Annotated in this window: 15 protein-coding genes; 7 read left to right on the top strand and 8 right to left on the bottom strand. The window is 65.3% G+C overall.

Annotated features, from left to right (window positions below; genetic code table 11):
- Nucleotides 1-39: 39 nt before the first annotated feature.
- The 3 genes from BLU38_RS06495 to BLU38_RS06485 all read right to left on the bottom strand — a co-directional run bounded on the left by BLU38_RS06495 (nt 40) and on the right by BLU38_RS06485 (nt 2,892).
- Entirely contained in the window at nt 40-1,152 is a 1,113-nt protein-coding gene (locus BLU38_RS06495; protein ID WP_091521684.1) for an amidohydrolase family protein, read from the bottom strand.
- A gap of 70 nt (nt 1,153-1,222) precedes the next feature.
- Nucleotides 1,223-1,705, bottom strand: coding sequence for a Rieske (2Fe-2S) protein (locus tag BLU38_RS06490; RefSeq protein WP_091521680.1), 483 nt, complete (start codon nt 1,703-1,705; stop codon nt 1,223-1,225).
- Nucleotides 1,702-2,892, bottom strand: coding sequence for a mandelate racemase/muconate lactonizing enzyme family protein (locus tag BLU38_RS06485; protein ID WP_269458159.1), 1,191 nt, complete (start codon nt 2,890-2,892; stop codon nt 1,702-1,704). Before BLU38_RS06485 ends, BLU38_RS06490 begins: the two co-directional genes overlap by 4 nt.
- A 347-nt stretch (nt 2,893-3,239) precedes the next feature.
- On the opposite strand from BLU38_RS06485, the gene BLU38_RS06480 reads away from it, so the two are divergent.
- Genes BLU38_RS06480 through BLU38_RS06450 form a run of 7 tightly spaced genes read left to right on the top strand, consistent with a single transcriptional unit; the run spans nt 3,240 to nt 12,152 of the window.
- Nucleotides 3,240-4,532, top strand: coding sequence for an ABC transporter substrate-binding protein (locus tag BLU38_RS06480; protein ID WP_157683249.1), 1,293 nt, complete (start codon nt 3,240-3,242; stop codon nt 4,530-4,532).
- Nucleotides 4,533-4,541: 9 nt separating this feature from the next.
- Nucleotides 4,542-5,513, top strand: a complete 972-nt coding sequence (locus tag BLU38_RS06475; RefSeq protein ID WP_231920205.1) for a carbohydrate ABC transporter permease — start codon at nt 4,542-4,544, stop codon at nt 5,511-5,513.
- 41 nt (nt 5,514-5,554) lie between these two features.
- Nucleotides 5,555-6,424 (top strand): carbohydrate ABC transporter permease, encoded by an 870-nt coding sequence (locus BLU38_RS06470; RefSeq protein WP_231920204.1) that lies wholly within the window; start codon nt 5,555-5,557, stop codon nt 6,422-6,424.
- Nucleotides 6,425-6,442: 18 nt separating this feature from the next.
- Entirely contained in the window at nt 6,443-7,750 is a 1,308-nt protein-coding gene (locus BLU38_RS06465; RefSeq protein ID WP_091521661.1) for an ABC transporter substrate-binding protein, read from the top strand.
- 39 nt (nt 7,751-7,789) lie between these two features.
- Complete coding sequence (locus BLU38_RS06460; protein ID WP_091521658.1) at nt 7,790-10,585, top strand: hypothetical protein; 2,796 nt, start codon at nt 7,790-7,792, stop codon at nt 10,583-10,585.
- Nucleotides 10,585-11,631, top strand: coding sequence for a mandelate racemase/muconate lactonizing enzyme family protein (locus BLU38_RS06455; RefSeq protein WP_091521654.1), 1,047 nt, complete (start codon nt 10,585-10,587; stop codon nt 11,629-11,631). The genes BLU38_RS06460 and BLU38_RS06455 overlap by 1 nt, the downstream gene beginning before the upstream one ends.
- Nucleotides 11,632-11,660: 29 nt before the next feature.
- Nucleotides 11,661-12,152: a GlcG/HbpS family heme-binding protein gene (locus tag BLU38_RS06450; RefSeq protein ID WP_091532041.1), complete on the top strand. Its 492-nt coding sequence runs from the start codon at nt 11,661-11,663 to the stop codon at nt 12,150-12,152.
- A 30-nt stretch (nt 12,153-12,182) separates the two neighbouring features.
- Here the strand turns inward: BLU38_RS06450 and BLU38_RS06445 are convergent, their stop codons facing one another.
- The 5 genes from BLU38_RS06445 to BLU38_RS06425 all read right to left on the bottom strand — a co-directional run bounded on the left by BLU38_RS06445 (nt 12,183) and on the right by BLU38_RS06425 (nt 19,068).
- Nucleotides 12,183-12,863: a GntR family transcriptional regulator gene (locus BLU38_RS06445; protein ID WP_091521651.1), complete on the bottom strand. Its 681-nt coding sequence runs from the start codon at nt 12,861-12,863 to the stop codon at nt 12,183-12,185.
- Between the two features lie 167 nt (nt 12,864-13,030).
- A complete protein-coding gene (locus BLU38_RS06440) occupies nt 13,031-15,187 on the bottom strand; it encodes a beta-galactosidase (protein ID WP_197680022.1) in 2,157 nt (718 codons plus the stop codon).
- On the bottom strand, nt 15,184-16,920 hold the full coding sequence (locus BLU38_RS06435; RefSeq protein WP_091521649.1) for an ABC transporter ATP-binding protein: 1,737 nt from the start codon (nt 16,918-16,920) through the stop codon (nt 15,184-15,186). Before BLU38_RS06435 ends, BLU38_RS06440 begins: the two co-directional genes overlap by 4 nt.
- Nucleotides 16,883-18,082 carry an ABC transporter permease gene (locus tag BLU38_RS06430; protein WP_091521645.1) on the bottom strand — a complete coding sequence of 400 codons (1,200 nt, stop codon included), beginning with the start codon at nt 18,080-18,082 and terminating at the stop codon, nt 16,883-16,885. Before BLU38_RS06430 ends, BLU38_RS06435 begins: the two co-directional genes overlap by 38 nt.
- On the bottom strand, nt 18,079-19,068 hold the full coding sequence (locus BLU38_RS06425; protein WP_091521642.1) for an ABC transporter permease: 990 nt from the start codon (nt 19,066-19,068) through the stop codon (nt 18,079-18,081). The genes BLU38_RS06430 and BLU38_RS06425 overlap by 4 nt, the downstream gene beginning before the upstream one ends.
- Between the last annotated feature and the right edge of the window lie 2 nt (nt 19,069-19,070).

Raw genomic sequence — 19,070 nt, 5'->3', positions numbered from 1 at the left:
GTGACCGGTGCGGGCGGTGTGGGCGAGTGGCCAGATTCGTCACGGCGTTCTCCTGTCGAGCCGATAGAAACGAGCGGCGTTGCCGCCGAGCAGTCCGGTCAGCGATTCCTCCGACAGCCCGCGCGGGACGGACGCCGCCGGGTCGGTGAACGGGGCGTACGGATACTCGCTGGCAAACAGCAACAGGTGTTCGGCGGGAAGCTGGTCGATCACCTCGAGCAGCTGCTGGTGTTGCTGCGGTGCGTCGACCGGTTGGACACTGAGCGCGAAGTGCTCTGCGACGATCTCCGACGGGTAGCTGCGAACCCAGGGAACCTCGCGGCGCAGCCCCTTCCAGTTCTTGTCCAACCGCCACAACAGTGACGGCAGCCAACTGAAACCGCTGTCCAGGAAGGCGACCCGAAGATCCGGGAACTCCTCGAACACCCCCTCGCAGACCAGACTCACCAGCTGTGCTTGGAAGGCTTCGATCAGCCCGACGTAGTCCTCCAGGAAGGTGGACGGCCAGCCGACGGGTGTCGGCGGCAGCCCCGGCAGTCCGCCGGACTGGACCGCGACGACCAACCCGTGCTCGTGCGCGGCGCGGTAGATCGGCCACCAGCCCCGCCGACCCAGCGGCTCCCGGGCACGGGCCGGCAACACGACCTGGATGAACGCTTCGTGCTCGGCGATTCGTTCGATCTCGGCCGCGGCCAGGTCGGGACTCTGCACCGGCAACACCGCCGAACCGCGCAGCCGCTGGTCCCGCTGGAGCCATTCCGTCAGCTGCCATTGGTTCAACGCCGTGGCCAGCGCGGCCGCCAGATCCGGGTTGTGCAGTACGTCGACGGCGTAGCTGCAGTTGATGATCGCTCGCGTGGTCCGCCACGGGTCGAGCAGTTGATCTTGCAGCGTCGTCAGGTCGGACCCCGGTGGACCGCCGGTCGGCGTCGATCCCGGTACGAAGGTCGACGGGTGCGGTGGGAACAGGTTGGAGGTCGGCGCAGCCATCCCGGATTCGGTGATGTAGGCCCGCCAATGCTCACTGAGATAGGGAAACAGCGCCGTGAACGTCGCTGGTTGAATCCGGACGTCGCAGTCGATCAGATCGGTGGACGGCCACTGTTCGGGACGTCGATACGTGCCGGCCGGGGCAGTCTGCGTGATGGCCACGCTCTCGTCTCCGATCGTTCGGTGGTGGATGGGTGGGCGATGAATGAGGCTGGTTCGGTCTTGACGGACTTCACAGGTGAACGACGACGAAGTCGTGATCGACTTCGACCTGGTACATCTCGGTGCGGTAGGGGCCCGGGGCAAGTCCGGCGTCCGCAGGCATGCCCGTCGGCCGGACGGCTTCGGCGGAGGCGACGTCGTCCCGGCCCGACAGGCACCGTCCGGACTGCACGTCGGCGGGGTAGGTGGCCACCCGGGTCCTGGTCGGGTCGAACCAGGACTGGCCGGTCGCGATCTCGAACTCCCAACCGTGCCAGGGGCAGCGGAGCACCTCGCCTTGCATGATGTATTCGTACTGGCCGGGACCGTTCGAGCTGACGAAACCGGAGATCGGTCCCTTGCAGAGCTCGCCGCCGGCGTGCGGGCACTGATTCCGAATCGCGTAGAATCTTCCCCTGACATTGAAGATCCCGATCGACCGTCGGGCGATCGTGACGATCTTGCGACCGCCCGGGGGGATCTCGTCGACGGACCCGATCACGTAGCGGGTCACGCCGCCTCGCTGATGATCTTGCCGCCGGTCATCAGGGTGGCCTGCTTCTCGAAGGCGGGGTCGAGTTCGACGCCCCACCCGGGACGATCATCGATCCGCACCGCGCCGTTGCGCACTTGCGGTAGCGGGGCGTAGATGCCCTCCATCTGCGGATCCGGTTCGATCGACCATTCCTGCAGCTGGAAGACCGACGGCATCGCCGCCGCCAGGTGCAGGGTGAAGATCTGGATCATCGACCGCGAGGAACAGTGCGGTGTGCAGGGGATACCCGCGGTCTCGGCCAGCGCGGCGACCCGGCGAGCTCGCGAAACGCCGCCGAGATACCCGATGTCGGGTTGGATGATGTCGACGGCACGGCCGGCCACCATTCGGTAGATCTGTTCCATCGAGGTGTCGTGTTCACCCCCGGCGACAGGGATGTCCAGTGCGGCGTTGACCCGGCGGATGTTGTCGGTCTCGGCGTACGGGCAGGGTTCCTCGAAATGGCCGTAGCCTTGGTCCTCCAACATCCGACCGACCCTGATCGCCCGTCCGGGAGTGAAGGCGCCGTTGGCGTCGGCGTGGATGATCACGTCGTCCCCGAGCGCGCTGCGTAGTTGCGGGATGATCGCCTCGGTCCGGCCTGGTGAGGCGTCGTGATCGCGTCCCATCTCCTGGCCGATCCTGATCTTCACGCCGGCGAATCCCTGCTCGGCCACGATCGCGGCCAACCGGTCCGCCTCGTCCGACGGGGTGATCGTCCGACTCATGCTGGACGCGTACATGCCGATTTCGCTGCGGTAGCAGCCGCCGAGCAGTTTGTGGACGGGCTGGCCCGTCGCCTTTCCGAGAACGTCCCACACGGCGGTGTCCAATCCGGTGAGGGCTCGGGTCAGGAACGAGCCGGCGAACTTGTAGTGACGGCGGACGACGTCGGCGACGATCGCCTCCAGGTCCCAGGGGTCACTGCCGAGGAAGGCGGGTGCGACCATCTCGTGCAGGACCTGTGCTGTCAGTCCGGCGCGAAACACCGACGTCTGCCCGAGGCCCTCGATGCCGTCGTCGGTGTAGACCTTGACAAGCGTGACCCGGTCATCGCGGCGGTAGGTCTCGATGCGTTCGATCTTCATCGGTGGACGCCTGTCTCCCCTTGTTGTTGTCTCGCAGGTCCCATCAAGAAACGCACTTCCGAATGGTGAAAGATACACTCCTGATTGCGGAGCTCAGGATTCAACCTAGCGGGTTCGGACCCGGCTCGACAAGGTGTCGGCGCCGAAACGACTCGCCGGTGCCGCGGTGACCGGCGCGTGATTGCCACCCTCGGGCGGTGCTGGGCGAGTGCTCAGCTCAACCTGCGGGGGAGTTTGGTCGAACGGGTATCCAACCGCCGGGACCGGCTGCTAGGGTTTCCGCATTGAGGGCAAGGAATTCCTACATGTGGAAGGGTTGGCGCAGTGTGGCGCCGCGTACCGTGCGATCGCGGAAGCCACGGACGAGCCGTTTGTGCTCCTTGGCTGCCCAATGCATGAAGGAGAGCCATGGAGAAGGGGTCTGCATGACAAGCCGTAGTCTGCCGATGAACCGACGCGCATTTCTCGCCGCCACGGCGGCTGCCGCCTCGGTGACGGTCGCCGGATGCGCCAAGGGGGACAACAAAGCTCAAGGTGGTGCCGGCACCCTGAGCAGCGCCGGCTGGGACGACCCGATCAACGACCTGATGAACGGGCCCATCGCCGAAGGCTTCGCGAAGCAGTCCGAGACAACATTGCGACCGCAGGCGGCCGTCCCGTTCGGTGACTTCCAGACCAGATTCCGCACGCTCCTCGCGGGCGGCCAGCCACCGGACGTGATGCGGCTCAACGATGACTTTCTTGTCGAGGTGTCCGACAAGAAGCTGAGCACAGATCTCGAGCCCTACTTCAAGGAATCCGGCCTTGATCGGTCCGCATTCTTCCCGATCTTCGACTGGGCCAAGCTGCCGAGCGGCCATCGAGGGCTGGTGACCGGGACACAGGTGCGCTGCCTGTTCTACAACAAGACGCTGTTCGAGAAGGAAGGCGTTCCGCTGCCGCCGAAGGACTGGACCGGTGATCACTGGTCCTGGGACGACTTCCTGGCGGCTGCCAAGGCACTGACCAAAGGCACCGATCAGTACGGGGCGATCATCAGCTCCGACACCGCGTGCGAAGAGATCTGGCCCAGCAACAACGGCGGACCCGGGACCTTCTCCGAGGACGGCACGAAGTTCACCCTGGCCGACGATCCTGGTGTCGAGGCGATGCAGTGGGTCGCCGACCTCACGCTCAAACATCATGTCCAGCCGGCCTGGGGCGAACTGCTTCCTGACCAGGCTGTCGAACGGTTGTTCACCTCCGGCCGAGCAGCGATGATCTTGTCTGCGTCGTCCAGCATCGCCTACTACGCGGACAACGTGAAGGACTTCGAATGGGACCTCGCGCCGGTCCCGGCCAAAGAGCAGCAGTATCAGACCGGCGGGGTGGTGCTCTACATCATCCCGAGCAAGGCCAAGAACCCCGACGACGCGTGGAAGTACCTGGACTACGCGATCAGTGAAGAGGGCGGGGCGCTGCTGGCCGAGGCCGGGCTGGCCGTGCCGGTGAACAAGAAGGCGGCGGAGTCGCTGAAGAGTCCCGGCGAGTATCCGAAGAACATCAAGCTGCTGGTGCCCGGCGCCGAGCACAACAAGAACATCAACTCGACCAAGGCGACCGCCGCTGCCGTCGCGCTCTACCGACCGCAGCTGGAGCGCGTCTACGCCGGCGATCTGACCGCCGGGAAGGCACTGTCCGACATTCGCGGCCAGGTCGAGTCCGCACTCAACGTCTAGGAAGTTCGGATGACGACAGACACCGCTGCCGACACGCTGGACCCCGCGGCGACAGGGGGCGTCCCGGCAGACTCCAGCACGGATCGTCGGCCCGCGATGCAGCGTGCCCGACGCCGGGCCGCCCTGCACGGCTGGTTGTTCATCGGGCCGCTGGTGTTGGGCATCCTCGCCTTCCAGGCGGCACCGGTCTTCGTCTCGCTGTTCACTTCCTTCACCAACTGGGATGGCGTCACGACACCGAAGATCCTCGGACTGGCGAACTACCGTCGGATGTTCGCGGCTGATCCGCAGTTCTGGGTGACACTGCGCAACACCGCCGTCTTCGTGGTCGGGGTGATCCCGCTGACCGTCGTCGTCGCGCTGTTGCTCGCGGTGCTCTGCAACGGACGTGGTCGGATCTGGAACGGCATCTTCCGGACTGCCTACTTCACGCCGTACGTGACCAGCATCGTCGCCATCGGCCTGGTATGGACACAGTTCTTCACCCCGAGCGGGGTGCTCAATCAGGGCTTGAAGATCTTCGGGATCTCCGGACCGTCCTGGCTGACTGATGTGCACTGGGCGATGCCGGCCGTCATCCTGGTGTCGGCCTGGCAGGCGATCGGCTACCCGATGGTGATCCTGATCGCCGGTCTGCAAGCGATCCCGGAGAGTCTGCTGGAGGCGGCGCGGGTCGACGGAGCGAACGCTGCCCAACGGTTCTTCCGAGTCACGTTGCCGCTGCTGACGCCCCAGCTGTTCTTCGTCCTGATCACGCAGATCATCTCGTCATTCCAGGTGTTCGCGTTGATCTTCGTGATGACCAAGGGTGGTCCGGGAACCGCAACCAATGTCTACATCTACCAGCTGTACCAGAACGCCTTCACCTTCGGTGATCTCGGCTACGCGTCGGCGATGGCCTGGTTCCTGTTCCTGATCATCGGACTGATCACCTTCGTCCAGTGGCGGCTGCAACGCCGGTGGGTGTTCTACAACGACTGATCGGTGATCGGACCATCGATACGCCATCAGAGAGGATGACCGTGATTGAACAGGCGGCTACCAGCCGAACCGTTGTACGCAAGGCGAATGTCGCCGCCGGGCTGACCATCTCACGCTTCGGCCGGCTGATCCTGATGGCGATTCTCGCCATCGCATTCATCACACCGTTGGTGTGGATGATCTCCGCATCGCTGAAGACCGAAGCCGACATCAGTGCGCACACGCTCGCGCTGATCCCCGAGAAGTTCGTCTGGAGCAACTACGCCGAGGCGTTCGTCGCCATCCGGCCGTTCCTGCTGAACTCGGTCCAGTTGGCCGTGGTGAACGTCGTCGGTGTGCTGATCATCGGATCGCTGGCCGGCTACGGCTTCGCCCGGCTGCGGTTCCCCGGTCGAGATCTGGCCTTCCTGCTGGTGCTGGCCACCGCGATCATCCCCGGCATCGTGCTGCTCATCCCGCAATACATCATCTTCCAACGGATCGGGTGGGTGGACACTCAGCTGCCGTTGTGGGTGCCGCGGGTGATGACGCCTGTCTTCGGGACCTTCCTGCTCCGGCAGGCTTTCATGAGCCTGCCCAGCGAGTTGGAGGACGCCGCCAAGATCGACGGCGTCGGCGTCTTCGGGATCTTCGCCCGGATCATGCTGCCGCAGGTCAAGCCGGCGCTGGCCGCGGTGGCCGTCTTCACCTTCATCGAATCGTGGAACGACCTGTTCGGGCCGCTGATCTTCATCAACTCCACCAATCTGCAGACCTTGCCGATCGCGCTTGCGCAGTTCTCCGGCGAGTACTTCTCGACGACCAATCTGCTGATGGCTGCCTCGACCATCACGGTCATTCCGGTGCTCGTGGTGTTCGTACTCGCTCAGAAGTACTTCGTACAAGGGGTCGCCTCGAGCGGCCTGAAGTGAGTAGGGGAAAGGAATCTCATGACAATCGGTGACTCGACGATGACTCGCCGAACGCTGTTGGCGACATCGGGTCTGGCAGCCTCGGCCGTCGCGCTCGGCGGCTGTGCCAAGGGCGACGACAAGGTGAACGCCGACGCGGCAGCGGCGTCCGGCTCGATCAGTACGGCGGCGTGGGACGACAGCGTCGGTGATCTGCTGAAGGGCCCGATCGCGGAAGCGTTCAGCAAGAAGTCGGGCATCAAGGTCAAGCCGCAGGCCAGCGTCGGCTTCGACGACTATCAGACCCGGTTCCGGACGCTGTTGGCCGGTGGTCATCCGCCGGACGTGATGCGGCTCAACGACGACTTCCTGCCCGAGGTCTCCGACAAATCGCTCGGCGCCGACCTGGCGCCCTACTTCAGCAAATCCGGACTGAAGGAGGACGACTTCTTCCCGATCTTCACCTGGTCGAAGCTGCCCAGCGGACAGCGCGGACTCGTCGTCGCCAGTCAGGTACGCCTGCTGTTCTACAACAAGACGATGTTCCAGGAAGCCGGCGTCGATCTGCCGCCCAGCGACTGGGTCGCCGACGGCTGGACCTGGGACGACTTCCTGGCTGCGGCCAAGGCCCTGACGAAAGGCTCGGACCAGTTCGGTGCCTCGATCATTCAGGACACCGGCTATGAGGAGATCTGGTCCCGCAACAACGGTGGACCGGGTACCTACTCCGAGGACGGACTGAAGTTCACCCTGGCCGGTGCACAGGGGGTCGAGGCGGTCCAATGGGTCGCCGACCTGTCACTCAAACACAAGGTGCAGCCGAGTTGGGGAGACCTGAAGCCTGACCAGGCAGCGGAGCGGATGTTCATCGCCGGGAAGCTGGGAATGATCTTGAACACCTCGTCCAGCGTGTCGTACTACAACGACAACGTGAAGGACTTCGAGTGGGAGATCGCGCCGATCCCGGCCAACGTGCACCAGTATCAGCAGGGCAGCATCGTGTTGTACATCATCCCGGAAGCTGCCAAGAAGCAGGACGACGCCTGGGAGTACCTGAACTACGCCATCGGTGAGGACGGCGGTCGGATGGTGGCCGAGGCGGGAGTCGCGGTGCCGGTCAACAAGAAGGCCGCGGAGTCGCTGAAGAGCCCGGGGAAGTACCCGAAGAACATGGACCTGCTGGTCTCCGGCTCCGAGCAGAGCAAGATCGTCAACTACACCAAGGCCTCATCGGAGGCGGTGTCGCTGTACCGCCCCCAGCTGGAGCGGGCCTACACCGGCGAGATCACCGCACAGCAGGCGCTGTCCGGGATCCGCGGGCAGGTCGAGGCCGCCCTGAAGGGCTGATCCGCACCGAACGAGTGCCAACATCGAGGAGCAACTGTCGTGCCCGAGATCGATCCATCAGCGCCGCGACTCGTCATCCGACGCGATCCGGAGTCCCCGATCCAGTCCGACCCCGCCGTCGACTGGGCGGTGCAGCAGGTCGCCGACGCCCTGACGGCGAACGGCATCACCGTCGCCGAGATGAGCGCCGACAAGGTGAGTTCGGGCGAACCGGACGTGGAGTTGGCGGCGTCGGTCGGCGCCGACCGGCTGCCGGAGTCCTACCTGTTCGAGGAGGCCGGCCCCAGTGGTCGATTGGTGCTGCGGGCCGATGATCCGCGCGGCTTCAGCTACGGCCTGCTGGATCTCCTCGATGCGGCCGAACCGGGCGGCACCGTCGCCGATCTGCTCGACGGGATCGGCCGCGGCCGCCACGACGCCGCGGTACCGGTGCGTGGCATCCAACGCAACTTCTGCAATGTCGATCAGGACAGCGAGTGGTTCCACGACCGCGGGTTCTGGACCGAATACCTGGACTGGTTGGCCACCAGCCGCTTCAACCGCTTCCACCTGGCGTTCGCCATGCAGTACAACTACTCCCACGACACCGTCACCGACAACTACCTCTGTCTGGTCTATCCGTTCCTGTTCGAGGTCGACGGCTATCAGGTGGCCGCCGAGGGGGTCGATGCGGAGGAGCAGCGCCGCAACCTGGACTCGTTGCGCTTCGTGGCTGCGGAGACGAAACGTCGCGGACTCCACTTTCAGCTCGGACTGTGGAACCACGCCTACGACTACGGCGCGGAATCTCGGGAACGGTTCCCGATCACCGGGCTGGACGAAGGCAATCACGCCGACTACTCGGCAGCGGGTCTGGCCAAACTGCTCGACGAATGTCCCGGCATCGACGGCTTCACCTTCCGGGTGCACTATGAGGGTGGCATCGCCGAAGCAGGCCACGAGATCTTCTGGGACAAGGTGTTCAGCGCGGCGTCCCGATCCGGGCGGGACCTGGAGATCGACATGCATGCCAAGGGTGTTGATCAACTGCTGCTGGACTCACTCGCCGGCAAACCCGGTCTGCGGCCGGTCATCTCGGCGAAATACTGGGCCGAGCATTGCGGATTGCCCTATCACCAGGTGTCCATCCGTGATCGGGAAGCCGCCCGCCCGGTCGATCCGGGAGCGGATCTGCGGGGCGTCACGAACTTCAGCCGACGGTTCACCCGCTACGGCTACGGCGACTTCCTGTCCGAGGAACGACAGGCAGATCTGATGTTCCGGATCTGGCCCGGCACCCAGCGTCTGTTGCTTGCAGGTTCCCCTGATCTTGCTGCCGGGTTCGGCCGGAGCAGCACGTTCGGCGGCGCGCGGGGGATGGATGTGTGCGAGCCGTTGTCGTTCAAGGGGCGCGACGACACCGCCGCGTTCGGTGATCGCGATCCCTATGTCGATCCCGAGCTGAGAATGGGCACCGCGGTCTGGAAGAAGTACAAGTACGGCTACCTGCTGCTGGGCCGGTTGATGCATGATCCGGACGCCGACCCTCGGGTCTGGCGTCGGCACCTCACCGACACCTACGGCGAAGCGGCCGCAGCGGTCGAAGCCGCGCTGAACTCGTTGAGCAAGGTGCTGCCACTGGTGACCGTCGTACACGGAGCGAGCGGGTCGAACAATCTCTACTGGCCCGAGATGTACAACAACCTGCCGATCTCGGCACGGATCCATTCCGGTACGCCGATCAGCGAACGCAAACCCGATCCACGGGCGGAGAAGTACGGCATCTCCTACGCCTACTCCGCCCAGCTGGACGATGAGGCCCGCGGTGAGGCGCTGATCGACTACACCGAACAGGAGAAGGCCGAACTGCTCACCGAACTGCTGCTGCACGACACCGACGATGCGGTCAATTGGGGCGGGATCAGCCCGTTCGACCCGGGCTTGTTCTCGTCGGTCGACGAGTTCGTCGACGATCTGGTGGCCGGTCGGCAGTCCGCCAAGTACACGCCGCTCGAGGTCGCGGAGCTGCTGGACGGGCTGGTGCGGTCGGCACAAGATCATCTCGCCTTGCTCGACGTCGCGTCGACGGAACCGGATCCGTCGAGCGGCAGCAGGACCGGCGACCACAGCCAGCTCCGCAGGACACTCGTCGATCTGCAGATCCTCTCCCGGCTGGGAACGTTCTTCGCCGGCAAGTTCCGGGCGGCCGTGCACTACGCGGTGTTCCGGGCGACCGGCGACCGGTCACAGTTGGCAGCGTCGATCACCGTCTACCGACCGGCTCGCGACGCCTTCGCCGAGATCGGCGGGATCAGCGCGGACGTGTACCAGTCCCGGATCGCGTTCGGCAAGGAGCCCTACGAAGGTGGCAGCTGGGCCGATCGGGTGCCGGCCATCGATCGTGATCTTGCCGCGCTGGAGGCAGAACTCGCCGGCGTGGCCGACCGCGGCCGTTCGGCGCTGCTGGACACGGTGCGGCCACGGATGGCCCCGGTGGAGTTGGGTCATCAACCGCCGGACAGCTTCGCGCGTGGCCAGGAGCTGGAGATTCGCGTGAGCTCTGCGCCGGATGTCGAGCAGATGATCTTGCACTACCGGCATGTCGATCAATCCCAGCGGCTGCAGCAGATCGCGATGACGCGCAGCGAGGACGGGTTCTTCGCCGTGATCGGCAAGGACTACACCGACACCGACTATCCGCTGATGTACTTCTTCTCGCTGCAGGACCGGTCGGGGCGCCGCACGTTCGCGCCGGGGCTCGACGCATCGCTGGCCAACCAGCCGTACCATCTCCTGCACAGCAACGAATATCGTGCGATCAGGTCGACGACTGAACAGCCTGCGAAGGGTAACTGATGAAGATCACCAAGGTCGATGTCTCCGTCACCTCCGAGCCCAAGAGACACCCGGTCCGGGACGCGATCCAATGGCTGGATCGGGACGGCCAGGTGCGGGTGCAGATCCACACCGACGCCGGCGTCACCGGCGCCAGCAGTACCTATTTCGGGCGCGAGCAGAGCTCACCGATGATCTTGGCGACCTTGATCGAGCAGCAGCTGACGCCGGCGCTGATCGGTGACGATCCGGTGTTGATCCGAGGCATCCGGGCGAAGTTGCGTCGACTGACCGACTACCAGGGCACTGCCGGCCTCTCGACGATCGGCATCTCGGCCATCGACCAGGCACTCTGGGACCTGCAGGGCAAGGCACTCGGGGTGCCGGTCTGGCAGCTACTCGGCGCCCAACGGATGACGATCCCGACCTACGCCATGGTCGGCTGGCTCGAGCTCGACGTCGCCGGCCTGGAACGGGTGAGTGCTCGGGCGATGGAGCAGGGCTTCCGCGGTGTCAAGGTCAAGGTCGGCGGTGGTCCGTTGAGCGAGGACCTGCAGCGGGTCGCGGCCGTCCGCCGGGTGATCGGCGATGACGCCGACCTGATGGTCGACGCCAACCAGGCCTTCGACTACGCCGAGGCATTGCGCCGCGGCCGGGCCTACGACGATCTCGGCTGCCGATGGCTCGAAGAACCGCTTCCCGCCGATGACACGCTCGGTCACATCCGGCTGGCCGAGAAGCTCGATCTGCAGATCGCCACCGGGGAGAACCGGTACGGCCAACAGGCCTTCCGCGATCTGATCGCCGGCGGTGGTGTCGGTGTCGTCCAGCCGGATCTGCGTCGGGCCGGCGGCGTCACCGACTGTCACGAGATCGGGCTGCTCGCCGCAGGCTTCAACGTGTCCTACGCCTCGCACGGCGGTGGCGCCCACATCCATGTGCTGGCGGCGCTGCCGAACACGATCTACGTGGAAAGCGGCCTGCTGCCGGACAACAGCCCGATCACCCTGACCGACGGCTGTTACCCGCTGCCCGATCAGCCGGGCCTCAGCGGTTGGAACGACTGAAGATCAACAACGAACGAGAGGCGGACCCGATGACGGGCGATGATGCGGTTGTAGGGAAGTCGACTTCCGACGAAAGGGCCGGTGCCGAGACGACAGAACGACTGGACCTCACAGCCGCGAACAAGATCATCGGCGGTGCGTTCGCTTCGGCGGAACGAGACGGTGTGCCTCCGCTGGCCGTCGTGGTTCTCGACGACGCCGGGCACCTGATCTCGGGGCAGCGTGCGGACGGGGCGAGCATGTTCCGGATGGACGTCGCGACCGGAAAGGCGTGGGCAGCGGTAGGGATGGGAAGTTCGAGTGCGGTGCTGGCCCAGCGCGCTGCCGAGAACCCGGTCTTCTTCACCTCACTGGCCGCGACCGCGCAGGGCCGATTCCTGGCCCAGCCCGGAGCGGTCCTGATCCGCGACCAACACGGCACCCTCCTGGGAGCCGCCGGCGCCAGCGGCGGCACCGGCGAGCAGGACGCGGCGTGCTGTGCCGCCGGAATCCGGGCCGCGGGCCTCGTTGCGGAGGAGTGACCCTGATCGGAGCCGGACCCTCCCGGGTGACTACGCCGACTCGGTCTCGTCCCCGTCGTCCAGGGCAGCGACATCGTTCAGCAGGGTGTCTCGGCAGGAATGCAGATCAGCCAGCAGCGCTTGGACGGCGAGAGCGGCGTCTCCGACCCGAATCGCCTCAAGAATCGCTGCATGGCGCTCGGTGAGGGCAGGGAGGTCGACGCCCGCTTGAGCACGGACCTGCGCAATGCAGAGTTGGGTTTCACCCATCACCGTCTCGTGCATCCGAGCCAGTCGGGCACTGCCGGTGGCCGCCACCAACGCGCGATGCAACGAGATGTCGGCCTCGGTGTGATCGGCGTGGTTCTCCTGCGCGGCAGCGAGTCGCATCAACGTCAACGCACGTTCGGCCTTCGGTGGCACCGCGCTCTTCTCAGCCAGCGACGTGACCGCATTGGCCTCGATCGGTTCTCGGCTGTAATACAGGTCGGCGATGTCCGATGCCGAGAGCTTGGGCACCACGGCACTGCGGCGCTGCCCGCGCCGCAGGATGCCCTCGTTGGTCAGACGGTCCAGACCAGCCTTGGCTGTGGGACGCGCAACTGCGAACCGGGTCGACACCCAGGCCTCGGAGAGCTTCTCGCCGGGGGCGATCTCTCCGGAGATGATCTGATGCCGAAGAGCGTCGCTCAGACTGTCGGTCAGCGACGTGCTTTCAAGTTCGATCGTCATGGTTCCTTCCTCGGCTCAGATCGGGTCGGCAAACGCCGTGACCCCAGCCATCGGCAAGCGCAATCCCGAGCTACTTCTGCTTACTCATGCTACCTGTCGGGCAGGTTGACCAGTCCCGCGCTCCGGGCGGCCGGAACGTCCCAGCCGCCCGGAGACCAGGTGCTTGATCAGGCGAGCCTGACGACCGTCGCATCCCGAGCGGGTACGGTCACCGCGAGCACGCGGTCGCCTCGGACGCTCGCTTCGCCGCCCCACAGCGTGTCGGTTGTGCAAACCGGAGCCTGGTGATCGCCGAGCAGAACCGTCGTACGGACAGCCTCTCGGGTGGGGTTGAGCGCCCACAGACTGCGGCCGCCGTCACCCTCGTGCAGTCGGACGATCACCCGGTCGTCGGAGGTCGTCGCATGCTGCTGCCGACCGGTCCAGCTGAGCAGGTCGCCGAACACCCGCCCCGCTCCGGCTGCATCGCCGCCGTGGTCGGCTGCGTGGCCGTAGCCGGCGCCCAGGAAGGTGCCGATCAGTCGCGTCCGCCCCGCTCCCAGGTGGTGATCGATCGCCGCGATCCGGCCGTCGCCGTAATACCCGACAGGCTCACCTCCCGCTGCACGGTAGGCCTGCAGGAAGATGCCGCCGCGAGCCGACGTGCCGTCGACGGTGAGCGGGTGGCCGTCCAGCAGATCGGGGGTGAATTCGACGTACTCCTCCTCGGCGCCGAACAGCTCACCCAGCCACCCCGGGCGCTCGGTCTGTACCCGGCCGTGATCGCCGAAGTAGCCGGGCAGGCCCTCGCTGATGAGTTGGCCGCCGCGGCGGACCCAGTCGGTGATGCGTGACTGCTGGTCCGACCGGAGCATGACCGGATAGGGCAGATACAGCGTCTGGTAGGAATCGATATCGTCGATGTGCACCCAGTCCGGCTGGATGTTGCGCGCGGCGAAGCCGCGGTAGGCGCCGGTCACAGCCGCGGTGTAGTGGGCCGCCGACCCGTTCTGTTGGGCGTAGGCGAAGATCTGGGTCTCCGGAACGACGACGATGCCGATGTCGCCGGTCACCGGCTTGGACTGCCACAGTCCGCGCTGGGCGTCGGCATTGGCCCAGGTGGCAACGCGACTCATCATGTCCGAGCGGTCGGTGCGGTCGCCGGCCATGGTGTAGCCGCCGAATGCGCCGAACAGTGGCCCGTCGACCAGGGGACGCCAGCGGAGGTAGTAGATGCCGGTGGCTCCGCCGGCCATGGACGCGAGATTCCAATACCGAACATCCTCGGGGCTGGCGATCCGGCCCTCGTCTCTGGGCTTGCCGATCACCTGTGGTTGCATCCACAACGGCCCGGCATACGACTCCGCGTGCCAGAACGGTTTGCCGCGGGAGGCGGACCGTACGAGGTCGACGGCGTGCAACTGTTTCCACGGTTCGTCGCCGTGCCGAGAGGAACCCCAGGTCATGCCGTAGGTCTGCACCTGATCGGCGGCTCGCCAATCGTCTGCGGCGCCGCCCGCCAGGCGGGTGAGACCGGCGGCGATGCCGTGAGCGATGATCTTGCAGTCAGGATCTTGGGCCCGGATCGTTCGGATCCGCCACGCCATCAGCTGATAGGCGTTGTCGTTGCGGAACTGCTGCCAATCGAGCTGGTCCGGGTAGGCACCGATCACGGCCCGTGGGGGATCGATGTCCTCCCAGTCGGCGATCCCGTAGCGGCGCCATGCCCGGCCGACCTCAGCCGGCGAGGCGTAGCGCTGTTTCAGCCATTCGCGGAAGCGGCCGATCGTTGCAGGACAGAAGCACACCTCCGGGTTGATGTTGCATTCGTTCCAGACGTCGTACCCGCCGAGTCCCGGATGTGCGTGGTAACGCGCGGACATCGTCGTGAGGAAGTTCTCCGCGGCGGCTCTGGCGTCCTCGTTGTCGAGGCAGAGTCCGGGGAACCCGCCGGTCGCCGATGCAGCACCCATCTGCGGATGGACCACGGTGCCGTCGGCGCGCTGGTAGCGAGCATGGGCGAACCGGCGGATCGCCCAGTCCGGCGCCGAGGCGGCATGTTCGGCGATCACGGTGGTCATGCCGTGCGTCGCGGCGAGATCGAGTTGGCGGTCGTACTCGTCCCAGTCGAACGTCCCGGGGGCGACCTCGATGGATCCCCACATGAACCAGTGTCGGAAGCTGTTCAGGCCGTCCTCCGCCGCAACGGCATAGTCACGGTCGAATTCATCGGCCATCGGATGGGACTTGCGGAAGTACACCGCACCGTAAGGGAAAACCGGGTCGGGTTTGTTGCGATCGCCGTCGACCGTCGAGGTCCTGGCGGCCGGGGGTGAGGAGGTCACGCTGGTTGGTCCTTCCGAGAGTGGATGATCTTGCGTTGCCGCGGGTCCGGAACAGGCGCCGCCGCGAGCAGTTCTTTGGTGTAGTCGTGTTGCGGGTCGTCGAAGATCTGCTCCGCGCTGCCGAGCTCCACGATGTCGCCCTTGCTCATCACCGCGACCCGGTCGCAGATCGAACGGATGACCGACAGATCGTGGGAGATGAACAGATAGGTGAGGTCAAGGCGGCTCTTCAGCTCGTCGAGCAGTTCCAGCACCTGCGCTCGGACCGACATGTCGAGGGCGGAGACGGCCTCGTCGGCGACGACGCAGACAGGATCGACGACCAGCGCACGGGCGATGCTGATGCGTTGCCGCTCACCTCCGGAGAAGGCATGGGGATATCGCCGCAGGTAACGTCGGGGGAGTCCTACCAGGGTGAGCATCTCGGCCACCCGGTCTTCCAGCTCCGAGCCGTTCGCCAGTCCGTGCACGGTCAGCGGATCGCCGATGATCTGCTGGATCGTCTTGCGTGGGTTGAGCGAGCTGTACGGATCTTGGAACACCATCCGCATCTCCAGCTGAAACTGTCGACGCTGCATCTTGTCCAGTTCGGTGACCTCGATCGGTGTTCCCTGGCGTCCGTAGTAGCGGATCGATCCGTCGTCCGGTGGATAGGCACCCACCAGACAGCGGCCGAGCGTCGTCTTGCCGCTGCCGGACTCACCGACCAGCCCGAGCACCTCACCGCGCTGGAGCTCGAGTGCGACATCGCTCAGCACCTGGTTGTGTTCGGTTGCCTTGCGGGAGAACAGCCGCGTGCTGTGCACGGTGTACCGCTTGGACAGCCCGCTGATCTTGACCAGGGGTTCGGACGAGGCGCGCTCAGTGGTTGCCGTCGTCCGCAGCGGCACGGGGGACCGCTGGGGAAGTGCATCGAGGAGTTGCCTGGTGTAGGGATGCTGCGGATCGTGGAAGATCTGGTCGACCGTGCCGGACTCGACGACGTGGCCGCGGCGCATCACCGCCACGTCGTCGGCAAGCTCGGCCACCACCCCCAGGTCGTGGGTGATGAACATCATCCCCAGACCCCGTTCGCGCTGCAGGCCGGCCAGCAGTCGGAGGATCCGGGCCTGGGTGGTGACATCGAGCGCGGTGGTCGGTTCGTCGGCGATCAGCAGTGCAGGATCGGCCGAGAGGGCGATCGCGATCATGACCCGCTGGCAGAGTCCACCCGACAGTTGGAAGGGATAGCTGGACATCCGCGTTTCGGGTCGCGAGATCCCGACCCGATCGAGCAGTTCCAGGCCGCGGGCGCGTGCGTCGGCCTTGCTGACCGGGCGATCGTGCGTCCGGATCGCCTCGATCAGGTGCTGTTCGACGGTGTACATCGGTGACAAGGACGCCATCGGTTCCTGGAACACCATCCCGATGTCGTTGCCACGGACGGTCCGCATCGTCGCACTGCGCGGATCGAGGGCGGTCAGGTCGACGGGGTGGTCGCCTCCGTTCCAGACGATCGATCCACCGACGATGCGACCGGGGCGCTCGACCAGCCTCAGGATGGACCGGGCCGTGATCGACTTGCCGGATCCGGACTCACCGACGATGCAGAGGCACCGGCCGCGATGAATATCGAAGCTGACGCCATCGACGGCCTTGACCGTCCGTCCGTCCAGGTCGAAGTGGGTCTGCAGGTCTCGGACCTGCAGCAGTGGTTCAGTGTCCGTACGGATCTGCGGCATCGCGGAGTCCATCTCCTAGGAAGTTGAGGGCGAGCACGGTGATCACCACGGCGAGGCCCGGGATCAACAGCCAGGGCGCTGAAGAGATGACCTGGATGCTGCTTGCCGCTTGAAGCAGGACGCCCCAACTCACCGCCGGTGGTGTCAGGCCGAGCCCGAGGAAACTCAATGAGGTCTCGGCGATGATCATCGCCGGAACGGACAACGTCAGTTGAGCGATCAGGTGGGAGTTGAAGGCAGGCAACATGTGTCGCATCGTCGTGCGCCAGACACTGTTGCCGTCGAGTTGCGCGGCCATCACGTATTCCTCGCCGCGCAACGCAAGGAAGCGGCCACGGACGACCCGTGCCAGGCCGGTCCAGGCGACAATGGCCAGGATGACGGTGATCGCGAAATACCGACTGACGGCTCCCCAGCTGAGCGGCATCGCGGCTGCCAGCGCGAGCCAGAGCGGCAGGGTCGGAATCGACATCAGCAGCTCGATGAGTCGCTGGATGACGGTGTCGATACGCCCGCCGAAGTAGCCCGACAATCCTCCGAGAACGATTCCCAGGACGAAGGCGATTGCTACCCCCACCAAACCGATCGACATCGAGATCCGTGCCCCGAAGATCACCCGACTGAGAAGGTCCCGACCGTTGACGTCCGAACCGAGGAGGAAGAACGGTTGGTTGGCGTCGACCGGGCCGATCAGGTGATGGTTCATCGGGAACAGGCCGAACAAGCGGTACTGATCACCGTCGGCGAAGAATCTGACGGGAATCAGCTGACTGTGATCGGCTGTGTAGTTGATGGCGTTGGTCTGTGGATCGACGGTCGAGCTGTACCCGTAGACGTACATCAGCACCTGGTGGCCGTTGGCGTCCTGACCGAAGAAGTGCACGACCTGTGGTGGGGCTAGGGCGTAGGCGGACCTGACATGTTCGGCCGTGCTGGGCGCCAGGAACTCGGCGAAGATCACCACCAGGTAGACCAGCACGATCAGGATCAGGCTGAGCAGCGCCAGCTTGTGTTTGGTGAACGCTCGCCAGAAGAGTTGCCGTGGCGTCGCCTCCGGCAGTGCAGCAAGGTCAGCGGCACCAAGATCGGTTGTCAGATCGTCCGGTTCGATCGTGTCGACGTCGGCGCCGACGTGATCCGGACGACGATTGTCGGTCGACTCTGCTGCAGTCATGCGGTTCGCAACCTAACGCGCGGGTCGACGGCGGCCAGGATGATGTCGGAGACCAAGGTGCCGATGACGGTGAGCACGGAGACGAGAAGAATGATCCCGCCGGCGAGAAAGGGATCCTGGGCCAGCAGCGCTTCGAGCAGCAGCGGGCCGGTGGTTCGCAATGCCAGCACCTTGCCGACCAGGATGTCACCGGTGATCACTGCCGGAATCATCCAGCCGACCGTGGAGATGAAGGGGTTGAGGGCAATCGGAACCGGGTAGCGCAGCAGGATGCGGCGCTCGGTCAGCCCGCGCGCCCGGGCCGCGATCGTGTACGGCTTGGGCACCTCGTCCAACAGGTTCGCCCGGAAGATCCGGAACAGACCGGCTGTGTGCGCCAGCCCGATCACCAGGACCGGAGCCCACAGGTGCGACAGCAGGTTGAGCAATTTGCCGAGGTTCCACCCCGACTCGGCCCACTCTGCCGAGAACAAACCACCGACACTGATCCCGAAATAGCGCGACCCCAGGTACATCAGGATCAGCGCCAGCAGGAAGCTCGGGGTGGCCAGACCGATGAACGCCACGGTGCTGAGGGCGTAGTCCGGGACCGAGTACTGTTTCGTCGCCGAGACCAGTCCGGCGACGAAGGCGAGCAGCCAGGTGAACGCCAGCGTGACCACTGCGATCAGCAGAGTCGCGGGCAACCGGTCCATGATCAGCCCCGAGACCGGAGCGTTGTAGACGAAGGACCGTCCCAGATCGCCGTGCAGGATCCCACCGATCCAATGGACGTATTGGACGAGGAACGGTTCGCCCAGACCGTACCTGGCTTCGATCGCAGCGATCTGTGTCTGGTCGAGGGTTTCACCGTTGGAAGCCATCTGCGAAGCCAGCGCGGTGGCGTAGTTGCCCGGTGGTAGTTGGATCAGGACGAACGACACGAACGAGATGATCAGAACAGTCGGAATCATGATCAACGTTCGACGGAAGATGAATCGCAGCACAG

Origin of the sequence: Microlunatus soli (genome assembly GCF_900105385.1) — a bacterium.
Lineage (GTDB): Bacteria > Actinomycetota > Actinomycetes > Propionibacteriales > Propionibacteriaceae > Microlunatus > Microlunatus soli.
Note: the sequence above shows the minus strand (reverse complement) of the source record. Positions and strands in the feature narration are given on the sequence as shown.